Annotated in this window: 23 protein-coding genes; 14 read left to right on the forward strand and 9 right to left on the reverse strand. The window is 66.2% G+C overall.

Features of this window, described 5'->3' with window-relative positions; translation table 11 throughout:
• The first annotated feature begins 119 nt into the window (after positions 1–119).
• The 6 genes from LFT49_RS06240 to LFT49_RS06265 all read left to right on the forward strand — a co-directional run bounded on the left by LFT49_RS06240 (position 120) and on the right by LFT49_RS06265 (position 4,433).
• Entirely contained in the window at positions 120–620 is a 501-nt protein-coding gene (locus LFT49_RS06240; protein WP_236801448.1) for a hypothetical protein, read from the forward strand.
• Positions 617–1,843 (forward strand): Nramp family divalent metal transporter, encoded by a 1,227-nt coding sequence (locus tag LFT49_RS06245; RefSeq protein ID WP_236801449.1) that lies wholly within the window; start codon positions 617–619, stop codon positions 1,841–1,843. The genes LFT49_RS06240 and LFT49_RS06245 overlap by 4 nt, the downstream gene beginning before the upstream one ends.
• Positions 1,840–2,250: a hypothetical protein gene (locus LFT49_RS06250; RefSeq protein WP_236801450.1), complete on the forward strand. Its 411-nt coding sequence runs from the start codon at positions 1,840–1,842 to the stop codon at positions 2,248–2,250. Before LFT49_RS06245 ends, LFT49_RS06250 begins: the two co-directional genes overlap by 4 nt.
• Positions 2,237–2,584 carry a PRC-barrel domain-containing protein gene (locus tag LFT49_RS06255; protein WP_236801452.1) on the forward strand — a complete coding sequence of 116 codons (348 nt, stop codon included), beginning with the start codon at positions 2,237–2,239 and terminating at the stop codon, positions 2,582–2,584. The genes LFT49_RS06250 and LFT49_RS06255 overlap by 14 nt, the downstream gene beginning before the upstream one ends.
• A 203-nt stretch (positions 2,585–2,787) precedes the next feature.
• The gene (locus tag LFT49_RS06260) at positions 2,788–2,991 is read left to right on the forward strand and encodes a cold-shock protein (protein ID WP_015936345.1); all 204 of its coding nucleotides are present in this window, start codon (positions 2,788–2,790) and stop codon (positions 2,989–2,991) included.
• Between the two features lie 488 nt (positions 2,992–3,479).
• A complete protein-coding gene (locus LFT49_RS06265; protein WP_236801455.1) occupies positions 3,480–4,433 on the forward strand; it encodes a plastocyanin/azurin family copper-binding protein in 954 nt (317 codons plus the stop codon).
• A 94-nt stretch (positions 4,434–4,527) separates the two neighbouring features.
• Here LFT49_RS06265 and LFT49_RS06270 read toward each other — a convergent pair whose 3' ends face one another.
• On the reverse strand, positions 4,528–5,262 hold the full coding sequence (locus tag LFT49_RS06270) for a FadR/GntR family transcriptional regulator (protein ID WP_236801456.1): 735 nt from the start codon (positions 5,260–5,262) through the stop codon (positions 4,528–4,530).
• A 191-nt stretch (positions 5,263–5,453) separates the two neighbouring features.
• Here LFT49_RS06270 and LFT49_RS06275 point away from each other — a divergent pair, with 191 nt between their 5' ends.
• The 3 genes from LFT49_RS06275 to LFT49_RS06285 all read left to right on the forward strand — a co-directional run bounded on the left by LFT49_RS06275 (position 5,454) and on the right by LFT49_RS06285 (position 8,380).
• Positions 5,454–5,999: a gluconokinase gene (locus tag LFT49_RS06275; protein ID WP_236801457.1), complete on the forward strand. Its 546-nt coding sequence runs from the start codon at positions 5,454–5,456 to the stop codon at positions 5,997–5,999.
• A gap of 37 nt (positions 6,000–6,036) precedes the next feature.
• Entirely contained in the window at positions 6,037–7,440 is a 1,404-nt protein-coding gene (locus tag LFT49_RS06280) for a GntP family permease (RefSeq protein WP_236801458.1), read from the forward strand.
• 115 nt (positions 7,441–7,555) lie between these two features.
• Entirely contained in the window at positions 7,556–8,380 is an 825-nt protein-coding gene (locus tag LFT49_RS06285) for an SDR family NAD(P)-dependent oxidoreductase (protein ID WP_236801459.1), read from the forward strand.
• Between the two features lie 8 nt (positions 8,381–8,388).
• Here LFT49_RS06285 and LFT49_RS06290 read toward each other — a convergent pair whose 3' ends face one another.
• The 4 genes from LFT49_RS06290 to LFT49_RS06305 all read right to left on the reverse strand — a co-directional run bounded on the left by LFT49_RS06290 (position 8,389) and on the right by LFT49_RS06305 (position 11,762).
• A complete protein-coding gene (locus LFT49_RS06290; RefSeq protein WP_237430084.1) occupies positions 8,389–9,168 on the reverse strand; it encodes a hypothetical protein in 780 nt (259 codons plus the stop codon).
• A gap of 127 nt (positions 9,169–9,295) precedes the next feature.
• Positions 9,296–9,619: a hypothetical protein gene (locus LFT49_RS06295; protein ID WP_236801461.1), complete on the reverse strand. Its 324-nt coding sequence runs from the start codon at positions 9,617–9,619 to the stop codon at positions 9,296–9,298.
• Between the two features lie 9 nt (positions 9,620–9,628).
• Positions 9,629–10,102 carry a GAF and ANTAR domain-containing protein gene (locus tag LFT49_RS06300; protein WP_237430085.1) on the reverse strand — a complete coding sequence of 158 codons (474 nt, stop codon included), beginning with the start codon at positions 10,100–10,102 and terminating at the stop codon, positions 9,629–9,631.
• Between the two features lie 250 nt (positions 10,103–10,352).
• Positions 10,353–11,762, reverse strand: coding sequence for an aminotransferase-like domain-containing protein (locus LFT49_RS06305; RefSeq protein ID WP_236801465.1), 1,410 nt, complete (start codon positions 11,760–11,762; stop codon positions 10,353–10,355).
• On the opposite strand from LFT49_RS06305, the gene LFT49_RS06310 reads away from it, so the two are divergent.
• Positions 11,761–12,723: a DMT family transporter gene (locus tag LFT49_RS06310; RefSeq protein WP_237430086.1), complete on the forward strand. Its 963-nt coding sequence runs from the start codon at positions 11,761–11,763 to the stop codon at positions 12,721–12,723. The two genes, LFT49_RS06305 and LFT49_RS06310, sit on opposite strands and share 2 nt — an antisense overlap.
• Positions 12,724–12,742: 19 nt before the next feature.
• Entirely contained in the window at positions 12,743–13,357 is a 615-nt protein-coding gene (locus LFT49_RS06315; RefSeq protein WP_237430087.1) for an FMN-binding negative transcriptional regulator, read from the forward strand.
• A gap of 24 nt (positions 13,358–13,381) precedes the next feature.
• On the opposite strand, the gene rlmC is transcribed toward LFT49_RS06315, so the two are convergent.
• Positions 13,382–14,509 (reverse strand): 23S rRNA (uracil(747)-C(5))-methyltransferase RlmC, encoded by a 1,128-nt coding sequence (rlmC, locus tag LFT49_RS06320; protein WP_237430088.1) that lies wholly within the window; start codon positions 14,507–14,509, stop codon positions 13,382–13,384.
• Positions 14,510–14,651: 142 nt separating this feature from the next.
• Here rlmC and LFT49_RS06325 point away from each other — a divergent pair, with 142 nt between their 5' ends.
• Complete coding sequence (locus tag LFT49_RS06325; RefSeq protein WP_236821560.1) at positions 14,652–15,002, forward strand: DUF3846 domain-containing protein; 351 nt, start codon at positions 14,652–14,654, stop codon at positions 15,000–15,002.
• A 10-nt stretch (positions 15,003–15,012) separates the two neighbouring features.
• On the opposite strand, the gene LFT49_RS06330 is transcribed toward LFT49_RS06325, so the two are convergent.
• Positions 15,013–15,564, reverse strand: coding sequence for a dihydrofolate reductase family protein (locus tag LFT49_RS06330; RefSeq protein ID WP_236801473.1), 552 nt, complete (start codon positions 15,562–15,564; stop codon positions 15,013–15,015).
• A gap of 224 nt (positions 15,565–15,788) precedes the next feature.
• On the opposite strand from LFT49_RS06330, the gene LFT49_RS06335 reads away from it, so the two are divergent.
• A complete protein-coding gene (locus LFT49_RS06335) occupies positions 15,789–16,211 on the forward strand; it encodes a hypothetical protein (RefSeq protein ID WP_236801475.1) in 423 nt (140 codons plus the stop codon).
• Positions 16,212–16,241: 30 nt separating this feature from the next.
• On the opposite strand, the gene LFT49_RS06340 is transcribed toward LFT49_RS06335, so the two are convergent.
• Together LFT49_RS06340 and LFT49_RS06345 are read right to left on the reverse strand one after the other, a co-directional pair.
• Positions 16,242–18,419 carry a putative bifunctional diguanylate cyclase/phosphodiesterase gene (locus LFT49_RS06340; RefSeq protein WP_237430089.1) on the reverse strand — a complete coding sequence of 726 codons (2,178 nt, stop codon included), beginning with the start codon at positions 18,417–18,419 and terminating at the stop codon, positions 16,242–16,244.
• A gap of 174 nt (positions 18,420–18,593) precedes the next feature.
• A complete protein-coding gene (locus LFT49_RS06345) occupies positions 18,594–18,863 on the reverse strand; it encodes a GlsB/YeaQ/YmgE family stress response membrane protein (protein ID WP_236801477.1) in 270 nt (89 codons plus the stop codon).
• Between the two features lie 299 nt (positions 18,864–19,162).
• Here LFT49_RS06345 and LFT49_RS06350 point away from each other — a divergent pair, with 299 nt between their 5' ends.
• Complete coding sequence (locus LFT49_RS06350; protein WP_236801478.1) at positions 19,163–20,026, forward strand: HAD hydrolase family protein; 864 nt, start codon at positions 19,163–19,165, stop codon at positions 20,024–20,026.
• The last annotated feature ends 3 nt before the right edge of the window (positions 20,027–20,029 follow it).

The following is a 20,029-nucleotide window of genomic DNA, read 5'->3' on the forward strand; positions in this document are numbered from 1 at the left end:
AGCAGGTCAAACTTCCCCAGCGAGTGCTATACCTGACCGTAGGCAACTAAATCTTTTGGCTGCCTGCGCAGGGCGGATTGGCTAGGATCCGGGACGTCCCCGGGGGGCTGGAGGCAAGAGTGCTGAACACGCCGGCCCGGGCCCCGGCCGCAGACATTCCGGTCCGGCGCGGCGAAAAGCCTGGGCTCCTGGCCCTCGCCGCGCTCGCCGTCCTCAGCCTCGCTTTCGTCGCCGGCTGCAGCGGCGGCACCAGCCAGACGGTCTCCGGCGCAGTGAAGGACAGCTCCTCCGCCGTTGCCACCGCCGGGATCGCCCTGCGGCAGGACATGGACGGCAAACTGACCCGCGCAGCAGCATCGACCACCCTTGACGATGAGCTCAAGGAGATCCAGACCAGCCGGAGCGCAATCCTGAAGCTCTCCCCGGCCACCCAGGGAGACCGCGAAACGCAGAAGCAGGCATTGGAGGTGCTGGACAAGTGCGCGGCGGGGTTCGCCACCGCCCGCGCCGCATTGGCAGCAAACGACGGCGGCACCCCCTCCCTCCCCGACGGTGACAAGGCGCTTGCGGACGCGCAGGACGCCCTCAAGCAGCTCGAAGGCAAGGTGGGGGACAAGTGAAACGGCTGCTCGGCGTCGCGCTCGGGATCCTGACCGCCATTGGCGGGTTCGTGGACATCGGGGACCTGGTGACCAACGCCGTCGTCGGTTCCCGCTTTGGCCTGTCCCTGGTGTGGGTGGTGGCTGTGGGCGTCGTGGGAATCATCCTGTTCGCGAACATGTCCGGCAGGGTTGCAGCGGTGTCAGGCCGGGCCACCTTCGAGGTGATCCGCGAGCGGCTGGGGCCACGGGCCGGGCTGGCCAATCTCTCGGCGTCGTTCCTGATCAACCTGATGACCGTCACCGCGGAGATCGGCGGCGTGGCCCTGGCCCTGCAGCTGGCCAGCAGCGTCTACTACCTGCTGTGGATTCCCGTGGCCGCCGTGGCGGTGTGGCTGGTGATCTGGCGGGTCCGGTTCTCCATCATGGAAAACGTCACAGGCCTGCTGGGGCTGACCCTGATGGTGTTCGCGGTGGCACTGTTCCTGCTCAAGCCCGACTGGGCGTCCCTTGCCGGGCAGCTGGCGCCGGCCGTGCCGCAGCAGGAAACGGTGTGGACGTACAGCTACTACGCCATCGCCCTCTTCGGTGCGGCCATGACCCCGTACGAGGTCTTTTTCTTCTCCTCCGGTGCCGTGGAGGAAGGATGGACGGTTAAGGATCTGATGCAGGAGCGGATCAACGTCCTGGTGGGGTTCCCGCTGGGTGGTTTGCTGTCCGTGGCCATCGCCGCGTGCGCCACTGTGGTCCTCCTTCCGGCCGGCATCTCGGTGACGTCGCTGTCCCAGGTCATCCTGCCCGTCGCCGAAGGGGCCGGGAAGCTTGGACTGGCGTTCGTCCTGGTGGGGATCGTCGCGGCAACCTTCGGTGCCGCCCTGGAAACCACCCTTTCCAGTGGGTACACACTGGCGCAGTTCTTCGGCTGGTCCTGGGGCAAGTTCCGCCGCCCGGCCGAGGCCGCCCGCTTCCACCTGGCCATGATTGTGTGCCTGCTGGTGGGGATGGCCGTGCTGGCCACCGGCGTGGACCCCGTGCTGGTGACCGAATACTCGGTGGTGTTCTCCGCGATTGCCCTGCCCCTGACGTACCTGCCCATCCTCATCGTGGCCAATGACCCCCAGTACATGCACGAGCATGTGAACGGGCGGGTGGTGAACGCGCTGGGCATGGTCTACCTGGTGATTATCCTGGTCGCCTCCATTGCCGCCATTCCCCTCATGATCGCCACAGGAGCCGGCTCATGACATCCACTCCCGGCCCGCTGACTCCCGCCCCCCAGGTCGCCGGGCGCATCCTGGATGCCCAGCTGCACCTCATGGACCGGCAGGTGCTGGACTACGACGGCGTCCCGGTCACCACCGTCGATGACCTCGAGGTGAGCGGGCCTGCTTTGGACGAGGACATCCCGGCGGGGACCCCGGCGCCGGTCATCACTGCGCTGCTGACGGGGTCGGTGCTGGGGACGCGCATCTTTGGCGGCAGGCCGCCGTCGTCCCGCCTGGTCCGCATCCCGTGGAAGGACGTGGCTGAAGTCGGCGTGGTGGTGCGGCTTGGCGTCAAGGGTGAGCCGCTGGACGCCAGCTGGGTGGAACGGTGGGTGCGGGACAAGATCATCGCGCGCATCCCGGGAGGCCGCCATGATCCTCGGTGACCTGCTGGGCACGCCCGTCCTGGACGCCGACGGCGGGCGGCTGGGCCGGGTGGCCGACGTCCGGTTCGTGCTGGACGGGACGCCGCACCAGCTGATGGCCGAACCGCGGCTGCTGGGGCTGGTGGTCGGCCCGCACAGCGCGGCTTCCTTCCTGGGGTACGAACGCAACGGCCTCACCCAGCCGCGCACCATTGCCCGGATCCTTCGGTGGCGGCACCGCGGATCGTTCCTGGTGCTGTGGGAGGACATCGCCATGGTGGGCGCCCGCTCCGTCCGCCTCCGTCCGGGGTTCACCCGTTACAGCACTGCCCTGGAGGGCGGCGAGCAGGCGTAATCCGGGCCTGAACAGGGGAGCGATTAGGTATGGGCCCAAATTCCTGTAGTGTTGAACCTGTTGTTGTGTTTATGCAGTTGGTAGTTCAGGCAGTACGCGCGGTCGAAAGTCCGTGTTCTTCTGAAGTAGCGGTTTTTGAACACCCCACGCCGGAGGGCCCGAAAGTCGGGACTTTCCCTCCACCTTCACGAAGGACAAAATAAATGGCTACTGGTACCGTCAAATGGTTTAACGCTGAAAAGGGCTTCGGCTTCATCTCCCCGGACGACTCCTCGCAGGACGTGTTCGCGCACTACTCCGCGATCAACTCCTCCGGCTTCCGCTCCCTCGAAGAGAACCAGAAGGTTTCCTTCGACACCGAGCAGGGCCCCAAGGGTCCCCAGGCCACCAACATCCAGGCTCTCTAATTTCCTAGGGATCCGGGACCGTTAGGTTTCCGAGCAGGGCTTGCCGTTCATCGGCAGGCCCTGCTTTTTGTTAACCCACGTGTGGCAGTTCTGCCCGGTCCAGTACTGCCTGACCGGCCCGTGACCGCATAAGCGGCGCTGGGCAACAACGGTTGTGCGGTCGACGGCCGCTTATGGCAAGGCGGTGCCCCTTTCGACGCTCTCGACATAATTCAGTTGAAGGAGCAATCTTGTAAGTGCGTACGTTTGCAGCGTGCCAAACCCACGCCCGCGGCGTCCGGAGAAAAATCCAACCTGCGCGGCACCAGTTGGGGTGGTGCATGTCCGGCACGAAAGTCGGCCGGCACCGGCTGCCCGCGCTCCCCGGCGTTGGCACCCGGCACCTTCACTTCACAATCAGTGGCCGGTTCGGCCAGTCATGCGATGGATTGGATCGGCTGCACTTGCACATCGGCCTTTGGCTGATTGCCGTTCAAGAGAGCGTCGCTATGAAGCACATTCGGGGAAACAATCCGAGATTCAAGAAACTGGCGTTTATTGTCGCGTTCGCCGTTGCCCTGCTGGCATCGATGGCTGCCGCAGGCCCGGCGTCTGCCAGCGGATGGGGGCACAGAACCTGGGAGGTCCTGGTGGGCTCTGAGTCCCATGACCAGGAGATCCAGGGCATGGCTTTCCTTCCCTCCGAGATCTTCATCAATGAGGGGGACACCATCAAATGGGAGGCTAACGCCGCAGAAATCCACACGGTGACATTCCTTGCGTCGGGACAGCCGCTGGAACCATTTAACCCGTTCGACGAAAATGAGCTGCTGAAGCGCGGAGGCGACAGCTACGACGGGCATTCCTACTACAACTCCGGCATCCTGGCCAATGTGGACGTGCCCGGCTTCCCTGACGCCACCAGCTACAGCTTGGCGTTCCCGCGTGAAGGCGACTTCACCTACTACTGCCTGGTCCACGGCGACGTGATGAAGGGGACCGTCCACGTCCGTGAACAGGGCACGGAGTACCCGTACAGCCAGGCTGACTACAACCGCTCTTCACGGGCGGAGGCGCGGTCCATCCTCCGGGACGGACACGAACTCGACCAGGAGCTGGCGGACCAAGCCAGCAACCATCGCGTGCTGGCAGGCAGTGACGACGGCGTGGCCATGGTCATGCGCTTTGTTCGGCCCATCGTGACGGTGCACGTTGGCGATACGGTCGTGTTCGCCAATACAGGAATGGGAGCTCCCCATACCGTGACCTTTGGCACTGAACCGGCGAATGTTTTTGCGCCTTCAGGAACCCCGGCGAATTTCACGGGTGGGGACCTGAACTCCGGGATCATCCCGCCCGGTGGTGAATTCACCGTGAAGTTCCAGGCGAAGGGCACCTTTAAGTACATCTGCGCACTCCATGACTACATGGGCATGGTGGGCAAGGTGAAAGTCGTCGACTGACGCCTGGTATTACTGCGGCCCGCCCGGGCGGTTGTCCTGGGCGGGCCATTTTTTGTTTAGCCAGGGATTTGTTTGGCCAGGGAGTAGTGGCGCGTCAGCGCAGCCCCATCGCCTCGCGGACCTCGTCGAGGATGTGGTGCATGGCCTGTTCCGCCGCCGCAGTGTCCCCGCCTGCCACGGCCGCGGCAACATCCTCGTGGGCCTTCAGTGCTTCGCTCCGTGGCTTGAACGGCATGAGGCCCTGCTTGGTACGGCTGGTCAGTACCTCGGCCACCATGCCCTCGAGCGCGCGGAACATCTCGTTGCCACAGCTGCGCAGCAGCAGTTGATGGAAGGCGATGTCGGCGGCCAGGAAGGACTGCAGGTCGCCAGCTTCACCCAGCCGGCGGAGGTCGGCCGCCAGTGATACCAGCTGGGCGCGCTCGGCCGCGCTGGCCCGGCGCGCCGCTCCGGCGGCGGCGATGGGTTCGACGGCGATGCGCAGCTCGGTCAGGCTGCTGTACTGCAGGTCCCGCCGGTCCGAAGCCAGGCGCCAGCGGACCAGCTTGGGATCGAACACATTCCACAGCGACGGCTCCTGCACCACGATGCCCACGCGCCGCCGCGAGTAGACCAGGTTTATCGATTCCAGAACCTTCATCGTGTCCCGTGCAACAGTCCGGGAGATCCCGTACTCCTGCTGCAGCCCCTCAAGGGTAAGCCGGCTGCCGGGGGCAAGGTCCCCGGAGGCGATGGCCACACCGACTGCCTCGATAACCCGGCCCTGCGCGGCAGGCACGGGCCCGCCGTCGTGCATCCCATCGCCGTCCTGGATTGTCGCCGTCGACATTCTTCCCCGCTCTCGTCACGCGCCACTGCGCCCTCCAAGAGTACCCGCCGAAGGAGTAAAGGTATGACTTGTGACACGAATAGATACTATCTATTGGAAGAAAAGGTGATACCTTATCGCTTGGCCTTGTTCAAAGCAGGCCAGCAGCGAGCTTCTTCGAAAGCCAAAGACGTCTTCTCCGGAGGTATGACATGCAGTATCCAGCCACGCATCTTGTGGTCATGGGCGTTGCCGGATCCGGCAAATCCACCCTGGCGGCAGCGCTGTCCCAGCAGTTGGGCTGGGCCTGCGCCGAAGCGGACGAGTTCCACCCGGAATCGAACATCGCCAAAATGACGCAGGGCATTCCCCTCCAGGACGAGGACCGCTGGCCCTGGCTGCAGGAGATCCGCGACTGGATGTCCGCCCAGGCTGCCGCCGGCACGAGCACGGTCCTCACTTGCTCCGCCCTCAAACGGAGCTACCGGCACCTGCTGTCCCAGGCCGAAGGCCGCGTTGTCTTCCTCCACCTCGACGGCGGTGCCGACCTGATCAGCCAGCGCATGCAGGGCAGGGAAGGGCACTTCATGCCGCCCACGCTCCTGCCCAGCCAGCTGGCCACCCTTGAGCCGCTCACCCAGGAAGAGCTCGAGTCAGGCAGCCTCCGCCTCGACATCGCACGCTCACCCGAAGAGCTGGTCGCCGCCGTCGTCAACGCCCTCAATCTCCCTTCCGGCCAGGCGCCCCAGGCGTCCTGACCCCCCCCAATCCCCAACCCTGTTTCAAAGGAGAACCATGACCATCGAAGGATGGACCCAGACGCTGGGCGCAGGTCCGCTGCTGCTCATCGCCGCGGCAGCGATTCTTGTGCTGCTGTTCCTGATCATCCGGCTGCGGATGCACGCCCTGATCGCCCTGATCCTCATCAGCCTCGCCACGGCCTTCGCCACCGGGATCCCCGCCAACAAGGTGGTCCCGGTGCTGGTGGACGGCTTCGGCACCACCCTGGGGACGGTGGCGCTGCTGGTGGGCCTGGGCGCGATGCTCGGCCGGATCGTGGAGACCAGCGGCGGTGCCAAGGTCCTGGCGGATTACCTTATTGGCGTCTTCGGCGAAAAGCGTGCACCGTTCGCACTGGGCCTGGCCTCGCTGATCTTCGGCTTCCCCATCTTCTTCGACGCCGGCCTGGTGGTCATGCTGCCCGTGGTCTTCGCCGTCGCCCACCGCCTGGGCGGGGGAGTGCTGCGGTACGGCCTGCCCGCCGCCGGCGCCTTCTCGGTGATGCACATCTTCCTGCCGCCGCATCCGGGCCCGGTCTCCGCCGCTGCCTTCTTCGACGCCAACATCGGCCTGGTCCTCATCGCCGGCCTCATCACCGCCATCCCCACCTGGTACGTCACCGCCTATCTCTACGGCCTGTACACCGGCAGGAAGCTGGTCCTTCCGGTCCCTGAGATCCTGGGCCACGCCAGTGCCGAGGCCGAGGCCCACCCGCCGAAGTTCCGCACCATCATCGGCCTGCTGCTCCTGCCGCTGGTGCTGATCTTCCTCAACACCGGCCTGAACACCCTTGCTTCCTCCGGTGTCCTGGACGAGTCCGTCAAGAAGCAACAGTGGTTCCAGGTCCTGCGGACCCTTGGCGAGACCCCGGTGGCGCTGCTGATCGCAGTGCTCGCTGCGCTGGTGGTGCTGGGCACGCGCCGCGGACGCGACACCGCCAGCATGGAGAAGCTGCTCGAATCCTCTTTGGGCCCGGTCTGCTCCGTCATCCTGATCACCGGCGCCGGCGGCATGTTCGGCGGCGTCCTGCGCACCTCGGGCATCGGCAAGGCCCTGGCGGACGTGCTGGGCAACGTGGGCATCCCGCTGATCCTGGCCGGCTTCCTGATCTCCGCCATCCTGCGCATCGCCCAGGGCTCGGCAACCGTCGCACTGACCACCACTGCCGGCCTGATTGCCCCGGCGGTTGCTGCCGGTGGCCTGAACGGAATGCAGGTCGCCGCCATGGTCATCGCCGTGGCCGCCGGCTCCGTGGTGGTGTCCCACGTCAACGACTCCGGCTTCTGGCTGGTGGGCCGCTTCTTCGGCATGGACGTCAAGACCACCCTGAAGACCTGGACCGTGATGGAAACCCTGATCGGCGTGATGGGCTTCGCGGTTGCCGCAGTCATCTTCCTGGTGGCCGGCGCGGCGGGCTGACCCCGACAAAGCAAAGCGACGGCGGGGCGGCTGGTGGGAACACCGGCCGCCCCGCCGTCGTTATGCCCGTTGGTGCGCCACGCCGGTGCGCCGCACGCCGACCAAAGGACACCCCTTGACTCCTCGCACCATCGTGATCACCGGCGCCAGCGACGGCATCGGAGCGGCAGCCGCACGGACGCTGGCCAAGGCAGGGGAACAAGTGGTCGTCGTGGGCCGTTCCGCAGAGAAGACCCGGGCCCTGGCCGGAGACATCGGCGCGGACCATTACCTGGCCGACTTTTCCGACCTCGCACAGGTGCGCGACCTCGCGGAGAAGCTGAAGGCCAACTACCCGCGCATCGACGTCCTGGCCAACAACGCCGGCGGCATCATGGGCAAGCGGACCCTCACCGTGGACGGCAACGAGTCCACGTTCCAGGTCAACCACCTGGCGCCGTTCCTGCTCACCAGCCTCCTCATGGACACGCTCACTGCCAGCAACGCGAAGGTGATCAACACCTCCAGCGCCGCCAACAACTTCGGTAAGCTGGACCTCTTCGACCTCACGGCCGAACACGGCTACAGCACCAACCGGGCCTACGGCACCGGCAAGCTGGCCAACATCCTGTTCACCTCCGAGCTGCACCGCCGCTTCCACGAAGAGGGGATAACGACGGCGGCGTTCCACCCCGGCGTGGTCCGCACCAACTTCGCGGCGGAGTCTTCAAGCCCCTTCCGGCACGTGTACACCACGCTCCTGAACCGCTTCATGCTCAGCCCTGACCAGGGTGCCGACACGATGCTGTGGCTCATCAACGGCACCGCCGGAACCGACTGGATCTCCGGCGCCTACTACGCCAAGCGTGCCCTGGCCAAGGCCAACCCCCAGGCGTACGACGCCGTGCTGGCGCGCGGGCTGTGGGAGAAGAGCGAGGAACTGGTCAAGGCGTTCGCCTGAGCAGGCTTTTATTCGCAGCCCACACCGTCGTGGTCCCTGTCCAGCCCGTAGATATCCTGGCCGATGACCTGGACCGGACCGCGGACGTAGGCTGGTCCGTTGCCGCCTCCGCCGGCGCAGTCCACGTCCGAGGCAATGGGGACGCAACCTGAATAGTTCGGGTCGCAGCCCGGATTGGTCCCCGGAACGGCTGGTGCCACGGGAGCCGGAGGGGTGGCGGCCTTCGCAGCCGCCTCCGCGGCTGCCTTTGCTGCCGTCTCCTGGGCCGCCTTCGCCTCGGCGGCCTGCTGGGCTGCTGCAGCTGCGGCGTCGGCAGCGGCCTTGTCCGCCGCGGCTTTATCAGCGGCAGCTTTGTCGGCGGCCGCTTTGTCTGCCGCGGCCTTCTCCGCTGCGGCCTTCTTCGCCGCCTCCGCAGCGGCGATTTTGTCGGTGATGCGCTTCGACTCCTCGGCCTCAAGCCACACGAGCACGCCGGTCTCGTCCCTTGTGCACACATAGCTGGTGCTTGCACTGACCTGCTGGGCATTGACAGCCGTGCACGGTGTATTGGCAACGGGGGTATGGGTGGGTGTTGCCGTGGGAGTTGCGGAGGCAGCGTCGCTGGCCGGCCCGGCAGCGGAGGTCAGCGAGGCCTGGGGTGCGCCGCAGCCAGCCAGGAGAAGCACGACGGCGGCAGCAGCCCCGGCGCCCAGCGCCTTGTTGGGGACCTTCCGCAGCGAGGAGCCGGCTACGAATCGGTGTGGGTGACGGCGGGAATATGGCAGGGAAAAGTTGTGGAAGCCGGGCATAGTTGTCCCCCAAATGCGTGTGCTGGATGCGTTGGCACGGCCAGCGTAGCCTCGTCCGCCGGGGGAGAACGGGTTAAGCGCAAATCTTGATTTATTCCTTGGGGAACCCTAGGGAGGGACGTCAAGGTCACTTGCCGTCCTGCGACCCGCCGCGCGCCCCGTCATGCCTCGGGTTCGGGACAGACCCGCGGCTCTTGCCGTTGGGGCTGTAGGGGTCCATCCGCCGCGGAGGGAGCTCTTTGATGAGCTCGTTGACCGCGTGTGACACGAGGTCCCGTTCGTGGGTCGGCAGTTCGAGTGAACCATTCAGGTAGGCGTCAATCTCGTACTCACCGGCGGCACCGGTGAAGCTGAAGTAGCGCATCCACACGGCACTGAGCGTAATCCCGGCTTCTTCCATTGCTTCCCGCGTCGCCTGCGCCTGTTCCAGGGGCTGAGCGAATTCGTCCACAAAAGGCTCCTACCCGTCGGCCAGCCCGTTAACGATGCCGCGTGCTACCTCCTGCAACGGCTTGCCCTCTTCGCGGGACGAAGCCAGCATCACGTCCAGGGCTGCGCGGGAGCCCAGGTGCATCCGTTCGATCAGGATTCCCTGTGCTTGGGAGATCATGTCCCTGTTCGCCAGGGCCTCGCCGAGCTGCAAACCCAGCCGCTGCGTTGCTTCACGGTCACGCACATTTCCGAGCAGGACGGCGGCCGGGTTTGCGAGCCGTTCGATCAGGAAAACCGAATGGTCGTCGAACACCAGCGGCGACGGCGAATACACCTTGATGGCGCCGATGCGCCTTCCCTCTGTCGTCAGCGGGACGCTGAGGACCGACCGCAGCGGGAGGTCCGCGATGGCTGCTATCCATTTGGGCCAGCGGGTCTCCTGCCTGGTGTCCTGGATGATGATGGCGCGCTGTTCGGCCCATGCACTCAGGCACGGAGGCATTCTCCTCAGTGAGAAAGCCGCCGGCCGCCTGCCCAGTTAATCTGGCCAGCTCACTGGCCAGCGGTTGGGAGTTGTCCATCGTCAGTCACCTTTGCTGTTCCCGGTAGCGGGGCTGCCGCATGTGTTGGCCGCTGTCTTCCTAAGACAGGCTGGAGCCGCACGCCTTCCCCCGGGTACCTTTACCAAAGACAGTAGTCCCTTCCGCCATGGATGCACCGGCCATGGATGCACCGGGCCGAAACGCACCAACTCAGCCCTGCCGTGCCAGTGCCTCGCCGATGATCCGGGCTCCCTCCGGGTAGGCGCCAGGGTTCGGGCCAGAGTAGTTGAGCCGGATGAAGGCTCCCGCCGGTTCGGCAGGGAACCACTCAGTGCCGGCGGCGATAATCACCCCCGCGTCGTCGCAGTCCCGCACCAGCCGGGGAAGATCCGTGCCGTCCGGCAGGCGCACCCACAGATTGAGCCCACCCTTGGGCAGGTTGTCGATGTGGGCCTGCGGCACGTGCTCGCGGAGGCTGGTGGCCAGCAGGTCCCGGCGCGACTGGAGCTGCTGGCGGAGGCTGCGCAGGTGTGTTTGCCAGCCGGGCTGGGTCACCACATCCAACGCCGCCGCCTGCAGCAACCCGCTCACGTACATTGACTCTGCGGCCCGGTGGCCCAGGATCCGTTCCCGGGCCGGTCCGCGCGCGATCACCGCAGCAACGCGGATGGCCGGGGAAACGCTCTTGGTCAGGGACCGGATGTACACCACATGGCCGGCATCATCCCTGATGGCCAGCGGCATCGGGTCCGAGGTAATGCCGAAGTCGTGCGCCCAGTCGTCCTCCACCAGGAACGCGCCGTGCCGGCGTGCCACCTCCAGCACCTCGTCGCCACGGCCCCGGGACCACTGGGTACCGGCGGGATTCGAATAGTTGGGCTGCACGTAGAAGGCCCGCGCTCCGGTCTCGGCAAAGGCGCGCTCCACGTCCGCCGGGTCCGGCCCCTCCGGTCCGCTGGGCACCGGAACCAGCCGCACCCCGGTCTGGGCCGCAGCCAGGATGGCACCCCAGTAGGACGGTGACTCGATGAGCAGCGGCTGGCCGGCACCCACCAGCGCGCGGAAGATGGAACTGAGCCCGCTTTGGCTTCCCGGCAGCACAATGACGTCATTCGGTGTCGGGGGAGTGATGCCCACCGGGGTTGCCGATCCCAGTTCCTGGGCGAACCATTGCTGCAGTTCGGGCATGCCGGCGGCAGGAGGCCTGGACAGGGCAGCGTCGCCGCGCGCGGCCCGGGCCAGGGCGGAGCGGACCAGCCGTTCCGGCAGCAGTTCGCGGTCCGGGTAGCCGGAGTGGAACCAGATGGCGTCGCCGGGAACGTTGCGCATGGTGCTTGACGACGACGGCAGCGGGGCCGACGGCGGCCGCAGCGCAGCGGTTTGCCAGCCATAGTCCGACGGCCTTGCGGTGCGCACGGCCCGGACGAACGTTCCCACCCCCGGCCGACTGTCGATCAGCCCCTGCGTGGTCAGCGCTTGGAGCGCCTTTTGCACCGTTACGGGGCTGACCTGGTACTCGGCCACCAGTTGCCGCGTGGACGGCAGCCGGGCTCCCGGGGCGGCGTTCGAGATCCAGCCACGGAGTGCCGCAACGATCCGCGAGCTGCTATCGTTATTCATGAAAGAACATAGTAGCGCTACTGCCCTGAATGACCCAGTGGTACTGCCGCTCGACAGCGGTGGACTCAACAGTTCCGCTGCAGTCCGCAGAGCCCCCGGAATCTGGTGGGGCCTCCTGGGTGTTGCGGCCTTCTCCTTCACCATTCCCTTCACACGGGTAGCGGTCGCCGGAATCCCGCCGCTGTTCATCGGTTCCGGCCGTGCCGTGGTGGCCGCAATCCTCGCCGCCGCAGCCCTGGCCATCACCCGCCAACGGCTGCCGCAACCCCGCACCTGGCTGCGCCTCGCGCTCGTGGCCGCGGGCGTCGTCGTCGGCTTCCCGCTGCTCACCTCCTATGCACTTACCGCCGTCCCTGCGGGTCACGGGGCGGTGGTCATCGCCCTCTTGCCGGCCGCCACTGCAACGGCGGCCATTCTGCGCACCGGTGAGCGACCGCGACCGGCCTTCTGGGCGGTGATGCTGCTCGGCTCGCTGGCAGCGGTGTCCTTCGCGTTCCTGCAGTCCGGCGGTGTGGGGCACCTGCACTGGGCCGATCTCCTGCTGCTCGGCGCCGTGGCCTGTGCGGCGCTGGGGTATGCGGAAGGCGGCTTGCTGGCCCGCGAACTGGGATCATGGCAGACCATCGCGTGGGCGCTGGTCCTCGCCGCGCCGGCCATGATCGTGCTGGCCGTGGTCTCGGCCCTGGACCAGCCGCCATCGGCCACTCCCGTGCAGTGGGCCGCCTTCGGCTATCTGGCCGTGGTGAGCATGTTCCTGGGCTTCTTCGCGTGGTACCGCGGACTGGCCATCGGCCCCATGGCGCAGGTGAGCCAGATCCAGCTGCTCCAGCCCGTGATGAGCATCTGCTGGGCGGCCCTCCTGCTGGGCGAGGCCCTTACCTGGACCACTGTCATCGGCGCCCTTGCCGTCATCCTCTGCGCGGCCGCAGCCGTCCGCGTCCGGCTCAAACCGATCTCCTGACCACCGAAAGGACTTAGACGTGTACATTCCTGCCCACTTTGCCGCAAGCCCGCAAACCGTCCAGAACCTCCTGGCAAGTCCCGGCGCAGCCAACCTGGTGACCATGACGGACCAGGGCCTGCTCGCAACGCTGCTGCCCGTTGTCTTCAACCCCGCGGTAGGGAAGTGCGGGGCGCTGCAGGCCCACATGGCGCGGAACAACCCGCAATGGTCCCTCGCGCCAGTGGGCGAGGCGCTCGCCATCATCCAGGGGGCGGACGACTACATCTCGCCGTCCTGGTACGCCTCGAAGGCCGGGCACGGCCGGGTGGTGCCCACCTGGAACTACAGCACCGCGCACGTGTACGGCGAACTGGTGGTCCATGACGACGCCGCCTGGCTGGGACGGCACGTCCGGCACCTGACCGGGCTGCACGAGGGCGGGCGGGAGGATCCGTGGGCTGTGGACGATGCCCCTGAGAAGTACATCGCCGGGCAGCTGCGGGCCATTGTGGGCGTGGAGCTGGTTATTACCCGGATCGACGCGAAGGAGAAACTGAGCCAAAACCGCTCGGCCGCCGACGCTGAAGGGGTGGCGGCCGGGCTCCGTGCCGCCGGGCGGGAAGCCAGCGCCGTCGAACGCGTCCGCCCCTGAGCCGGCCGGTGACCCTGACGCTGCCTAAGCTGTCCGTTCCAGCAGCACCATCACCTCGTAGTGCTTGGTCTGCGGGAACATGTCCAGCACCCGGGCCCTCCGGGCGGTAAAGGAAGGGAGGGCGGCCAGGTCGCGGGCCAGGGACTGGGCGTTGCAGCTGGAGTACACCACGTGCTGCACGTCCGATGATTCCAGCCAGCCGCACAGCTCCTTGCCGATGCCGCGCCGGGGCGGGTTCACGATCACCAGCTCCGGCGACTGCTCCGCCGCGAGGGCGAACGCGGTGGCATCACCGGCCTGGAACTCCATTCCCTCCAGCCCGGCTTCACCGCTGCTGAGCCGGGCGGAAACTATCGCCTCGCTGCTGGCCTCAATCCCGGTGACCGTACGGGACGGAGCGGCGCTGTGCAGGGCGAAACCGCCCACGCCGCAGTAGAGGTCCCATACCGAGGCTGGTGCCAGTTCGTTGACCCATTCACGCCCCTGCCGGTACAGCGCTCCGGCCATCTCCGTGTTGGTCTGGAAGAAGCTTTGCGGGCGGAGATGCAGGTTGATGTCGTTGACCCGCATGTTCAGGGTGGACTGCTCCGTCAGCAGGATTTCGCGTTCGCCCTCCAGGACTGCCTTGTGCTCGGGGAGCAGATTGACCGAGACCACCTTCACCTGTGGCAGGGCTTCCAGCAGCTCCGGGAGGTGCTTCCGGATCCGTGGCACCACCTGTTCGGAGCGCAGCACCAGCCGGAGCATGACCCCGCCGTCCGGGGATTCGGTGAGGATGACGTGCTTGAGCTCGCCGGTGCGCTTCGGAACGTCATAAGGGGTGAGGCGCAGCCGGCGGATGAAGCCGGCAAGGACCGGGAACACGGCCCGCAGGCCGGGGGAGCAGACGCCGCATTTGCGCAGGTCCACGCCGTGCCCGTCGGCGTCCAGGATCCCGATGGTGGGGTTCTGCGCGGTCCCGCCGATCACCATCTTGGCCTTGTTGCGGAAGCCTGACTCCTGGCTGGCGACGGGCGGGAGCCATTCAAGTCCGGTGTGGTCGGAGAGCAGGGTTTGGCAGTGCAGCTGCTTGCCGGCCAGCTGTTCGCCGTAGGGCCTGCCCATCTGGGTGCAGGAGCGGCAGGTACCGGCATCAAAGTAGGAACAGTGCATGACTGGTCCATTTTACGCGCCCCACGGTGAAGGTACGACGACGGTGCCGGGGGAGCGCCGTCGTCGTACCTTACTGAGGGGTGCCGGACCGTCCGGGAACACCGCCGTCCCGTCAAGTGTTAAACCCATTGGAGACAGAACGATGGACAACAGAACTTACACAGCACTTGTAGTACCGGCCGGCAATTCAGAACCCATGCGCATCGAGCAGGTGGCAGCGGACCTGCAGGCCCTGGAAGCCCTGGTGGGCGGGCCGCTGGAGTCGGTGATCCGCGGCGACTGGCACGTTTACCTGAACGCCGAAAGCGTCACCATGCTCCTGCCGGTCAACTTCCGCGCCGGGCAATTGATGCATGAATGCGGCCTGGACCTTGACGGCATCCGCGGCACCGCCGTCTTCCTTGGCCGTGGTGAACACGGGGCGGAAGCGGACATCCCGGAGCACCTGGCCCGGCTCGCCGAGGAACTGTTCGGGTCGCCGCTGGCCGCCTAGGCCTGCCCGGCTAGTCGCCGCGTACGCCGTAGGTGCTGAGCACGTTGCCCTTGCTGGTGGTCTTCTGGTCCTGCAGCACCAGGCGGGTGAGCGGGTCGCCGTCCTCGAAAAGCCGGCGGCCGCTGCCGGCGATGACCGGGTGGGTCATTAGCTGCAGCGAGTCCAACAGCCCGGCGAACAGCAGCTGCCGCACCACGGAGATGCTTCCGCACACGGCGATTTCCCCGCCGTCGCGCTCCTTCAAACCAGCCACGAACTCCTCAAGCGGAGCATCCATCAGCCGGGAGTTCTGCCACTCCAGCGGTTCCGTTAGGGTGCGCGACGCAACGAACTTCTCCACGGGGTTGATGAACGCCGCAAAGTCCTGGTCCACTGAGGCGTTCGGCCAGTACTCGGCCCACTCCTGGTAGCTGACGCGGCCCAGCACCACGGTGTCCACGTTGTTCATCATCCGGGTCAATCCTTCGCCCAGCTCGTCATCGAAGCTGTCGAACTGGAACTTGAACGGTTCGGACACCACACCGTCCACTGAGTGGAACAGGCCGGCAGTGACATTGCGCATGAAGCCTCCAAAAATTGAGTTGACAGGCATTACGGTATTCGGCGGTTTCGTCCCGGGGAAGGGGTTCCGGCCCGCCTTTTCGGACCAGGGATCAGCACGACGGCGGGTGGCTGCGTTAGGTTCATCACTCGCCGTGTCGTCTTACCCGGTTTCGCGCCGGCTGGGCCCCATACTTGTTTTTGAGCGGCTTTTGCCGATCCCCCCGGCCAGGCAGGAGGAAGTGCATGGAAACCCTGAAAAAAGTCGTGACCAACCAGTATTTCCCCGCCGGTGCCGTACTGACAGCGGTCCTGCTGTTCTGGATCGTCGGTCTGCTTGGCGGACTGTCCCTGCTCAACAACAACCAGCCGCCGCTGACCACGCTGACCTGGATGCTCTTCGTCTACGCGTCCGCCGTGCTGACCCCTCTCGCGGGGCTGTTCGCCGCCGCCGACCTCATCCGCCGCTGGCGCCGGAACCGCGCCGCCGCCACGGTGCCCGTGGCTTATGCGGCAGGCAGCACCGAACCTGCCGCGGACCACCTTGACGACGCGCTGCCATCGGACCCTGTCACTTCCGGTGCTCCCGAACCCGTTGAACCGGCACAGCCCAAGGCTTCCGCACCTGCGCCCACCAAGCGGCGGCCCGGCCGCAAGGAAGCAGCCTAACTCCCCAGCAGTCCCCGGAGCAGTCCTGCTTTACCGCCCCTTCAGGGCGTTGAGGGCCTCTTCGGCATGATGGAGCGCCTGGCCCAGCCGTTCGCCCGGTTCCGGTAGGGAAAACAGGTAGCCCTGCAGCGAATCGCATTCCAGCGCCGTCAGGTAGTCAGCCTGCACCGGCGTCTCTATTCCTTCGGCGGTGACGGTCAAGCCCAGGCTGTGCGCCATGTTGATCATGGAGCTGAGGATGGGCAGCCGTTCGTTGCCCGTCCGGACCATGGACACGAACGTCTTGTCGATCTTGACCGTGTCCACGGGCAGGTCCTGCAGCCGGCCCAGGGAGGAATAGCCGGTGCCGAAATCGTCCAGCGCCACCCGGGCGCCGGCGTCCCGCAGGGTGCTCAGCTGCTGGATCAGGTTGCAGTCGGCGTCGAAAAAGACACTCTCGGTGACTTCCATGACCAGCTGGTACGGCGCCACGCCGCTCGCCTCCGCCAGCCGCAGCACAGTTTCGGCGAAGTCCTGTTCCTGCAACTGGACGCCTGATACGTTGCCGGCAAGGGAGCGCGAGGGATCTTCGCTGAGCCACCGTGCCAGTTGCACCATGCCGGTTGCCATCACTTCGGCCCCGATCTCCCCGATCAGCCCGGCGCGCTCGGCCAGTGGAATGAAGATCGACGGCGGCACCCGCTCGCCGCCGCGGTCCCACCTGGCCAGGGCCTCCAGCTGGACCACCTGCCCCATGCGAGGGGAAACGATCGGCTGGAAGTCCACAGTGATCTCGCCGCGCGGCACGGCGAGCTGCAGCCCGCTCTCCATGTGCGTGCGCTGCACCAGCGCCTGCATCATGTCCGGATGGAAGCGCAGGAACCGGTTCTTGCCTGCAGCTTTGGCCGCGTACATGGCAATGTCGGCGTGCCGCAGCAGTTCAGAGGGCCCCACGCTGTCCTGCCCCAGCGAGGCGATCCCCAAACTGAGGCTGGGCCGGAGGACGGTGCCGCCGATCGTAACGGGGACATGCAGGCAGCGCACGATGCAGGCGGCGATCGCATCCGCATCGGGACAGGCGGTCAGGAGCACCACGAATTCGTCGCCGCCCAGCCTGGCCACCACATCCGCTGTGGGGACGCAGCCGCGGAGCCGGCGGGCCACTTCGATAAGCATGTCGTCGCCGGCCTGGTGGCCAAGGATGTCATTGACTTCCTTGAAATCGTCCAGGTCAAGGAGCAGGACATCCACTGTTTTCAACCGGGGTTCCTGCAGCGCCTCGGCCAGGGCGTCGTTGAACACAGCCCTGTTCGCGAGCCCCGTCAGCGGATCCTGGAACGCCATGGCCCGGAGCTTCTCGGCCTGGACTGCGAGGTCCATCATGGCCCGGTGTGCCTGCTCCTGCGCTTTCCGGCGAGGCGTCACATCGCGGAAGCTCCACACCCGGCCCACGATCTTTTCGCCCACCCGCTGAGGGCGGGAATAGCGTTCGAAGGTACGCCCGTCACGCAGTTCCACCACGTCGTGGCTCTCAGCGGCCGGATTGTCCTGGAGTTCGCCCAGCCGCGCGGTGAACGGCACGGGATCTGCCACCTGCTCCATGACCAGCCGCAGCGCAGGCGCCTCGCTGTCCGCTTCCATAATTTCCGGCGGAAGGCTCCACATGGACAGGAACTGCTCGTTGAAGCCGGCCACCCGCCCGTCGATGCCCATAACCAGGATGCCGTCGGCGGTTGACTCAAGGGTGGCGGTCAGCAGCGACATCGCATCGCGCAGGTTTGCATCCGCTGCTTTGCGGTGTGCTGTTCCGCGTGCTGACAGCAGGAGTCGTGTGCACTGCGCCCGTCCGGCATCTGCCCCGCCTGGGTTGGCATCGGCGGCAGTCGTTTCCTGTCCGGGAAGGAGTGCCGCGGCCAGTTCCAGGGGAAATTCTGTCCCGTCTCCGCGCAGCCCGGCGATTTCCCTGGGCGGTGCTTGTTCCCCTGGCTGTGTGAGGATCTGGTGCAAAAGGTGGGCAACCTGGTCCCGGGAGCCGGCCGCGAAAAGCATCCGGTGGTCCAGGCCCGTGAAGGATTCCTGCTGAAGGCCAAACAGCCTTGCTGCCGCAACGTTGGCCGCCAGGACAGTGCCGTCCGCGCTCAAAGCCAGCAGCGCGTCCGGACTCGCGTCCATGACCACGCCGAAAGTTTGTAATGCCACATTGTTGCCACGGTTTGGAAAACCGGCCATTACACCACCCCTTCGCCATCATAAAGGCCAAGGCGGAAATGAGGCGTGAAAGCGGGACTGCAAATTGGCGCTGCGCAAAATTGGTTCTGCACCCGGCCCGGCGGGGGACGTGAGACGCGCCGGACTCCCTTTAGGAGTCCGGCGCTTCTTTTCTAATGGATTCTGGTGAAGCGGCTACGCCCGGCGGCCGCTGCGGTTGGTGACGGCGCCGTAGATCAGCAGCACGATGATCGAGCCGAGAATGGCCAGCAGCCAGGTCCTGATGTCGAAGAATTCCGCCAGGCCGCCGCCAAAGATCAGCGAGCCGATCCAGCCGCCCAGGATGGCCCCGACAACGCCCAGGACCATGGTCACAAGCCAGCCGCCACCTTGGCGGCCCGGCAGGATGGCCTTTGCAATGGCTCCAGCAATCAGGCCCAAAATGAGAAAACCGATAATGCCCATGTTGCCACTCCTTGTCAGTGAATTGTGCCGGGCCCCCATTTCCGGTGTGAACATTCAATCAGCAGGCTTACTATTCTGCAAGGCTTTGAATATCACAGGATGGCTGTCAGTTTCCGGCGGAAATGCGCACCTTACCTGCGGAGACGCCCGTGCAGGTCCTGCTCCTGCACTCCCCGGGCCTGCCGCCGAGGCCCATGAGACGCACATTTCCGTTGCCGTCCGGCGATGGTGGGACGTGCTGCCTGCTCTGTAGCCGCCGATAAGATGGCAAGTCCCGCAACAGACCAAGGAGCGCAGGCATGTCCAGCCCCACCGCCAGGCCCCGTGCCATTTTCCTCGACATCGACGGCACCTATGCAGACCACGGTCTCGCGCCGGAAGCGCATGTGGACGCCGTGCGGGCGGCGCGGAAACTGGGCCATCTGGTCTTTGTCTGCACCGGGCGCCCCTTGTCGATGGTCCCGGGCCACATCCTGGATGCCGGCTTTGACGGCACCATCACTGGTGCCGGCGCCAGGGTGGAGGTCAACGGTGAAGTCCTCAAGGACGCGCGGTTCGAGCCGGATCTCGCCGCGCGCATTGTGGAAATTCTGGACTCCCACAACGCCGCGTACATCCTGGAAGCTCCAGAGGCCCTGCACGGCCGCACGGGAGTGGACCGGCGGCTGCGGGAGGTGCTCGGCCCCATCTTCGCCGGACGTCCACAGCACGACGGGGTCCTCAGTACCGACGTGGATCCACTTGAGGACATCCTGGGCCCGATGCGGTACAGCGACGATCTCCGGGCCACGTCCTACGCCAAAATTTCGTGCTTCGACTCACCGGTCCCGCTGACCCGCCTGCTGGAAACCTTTGGCCCGGAAGTGGGGCTGATTCCCAGCTCCCTATCGGCACTGGGCGAGCGGGCGGGGGAGATCTTCATGGCCGGCACGCACAAGGCCGTAGGCATCCAGGTAGTGCAGGCCCGGCTCAGGTTGGACCGAGCGGACATCGTTGCCATCGGCGACAGCGCCAACGACATCGAAATGCTGGAATACGCGGGCGTGGGCATTGCCGTGGAGGGCGGCCACCCGGCCGTTCTGGCAGTGGCGGACAGGGTCACCGCGCCGCCTGCCGGCAACGGTGTGGCGCTGGCCTTCGCGGAGTTGGGGCTCCTGGGCTAGCCC

It is taken from the genome of Arthrobacter sp. FW306-06-A, assembly GCF_021870055.1.
Taxonomy (GTDB): domain Bacteria; phylum Actinomycetota; class Actinomycetes; order Actinomycetales; family Micrococcaceae; genus Arthrobacter.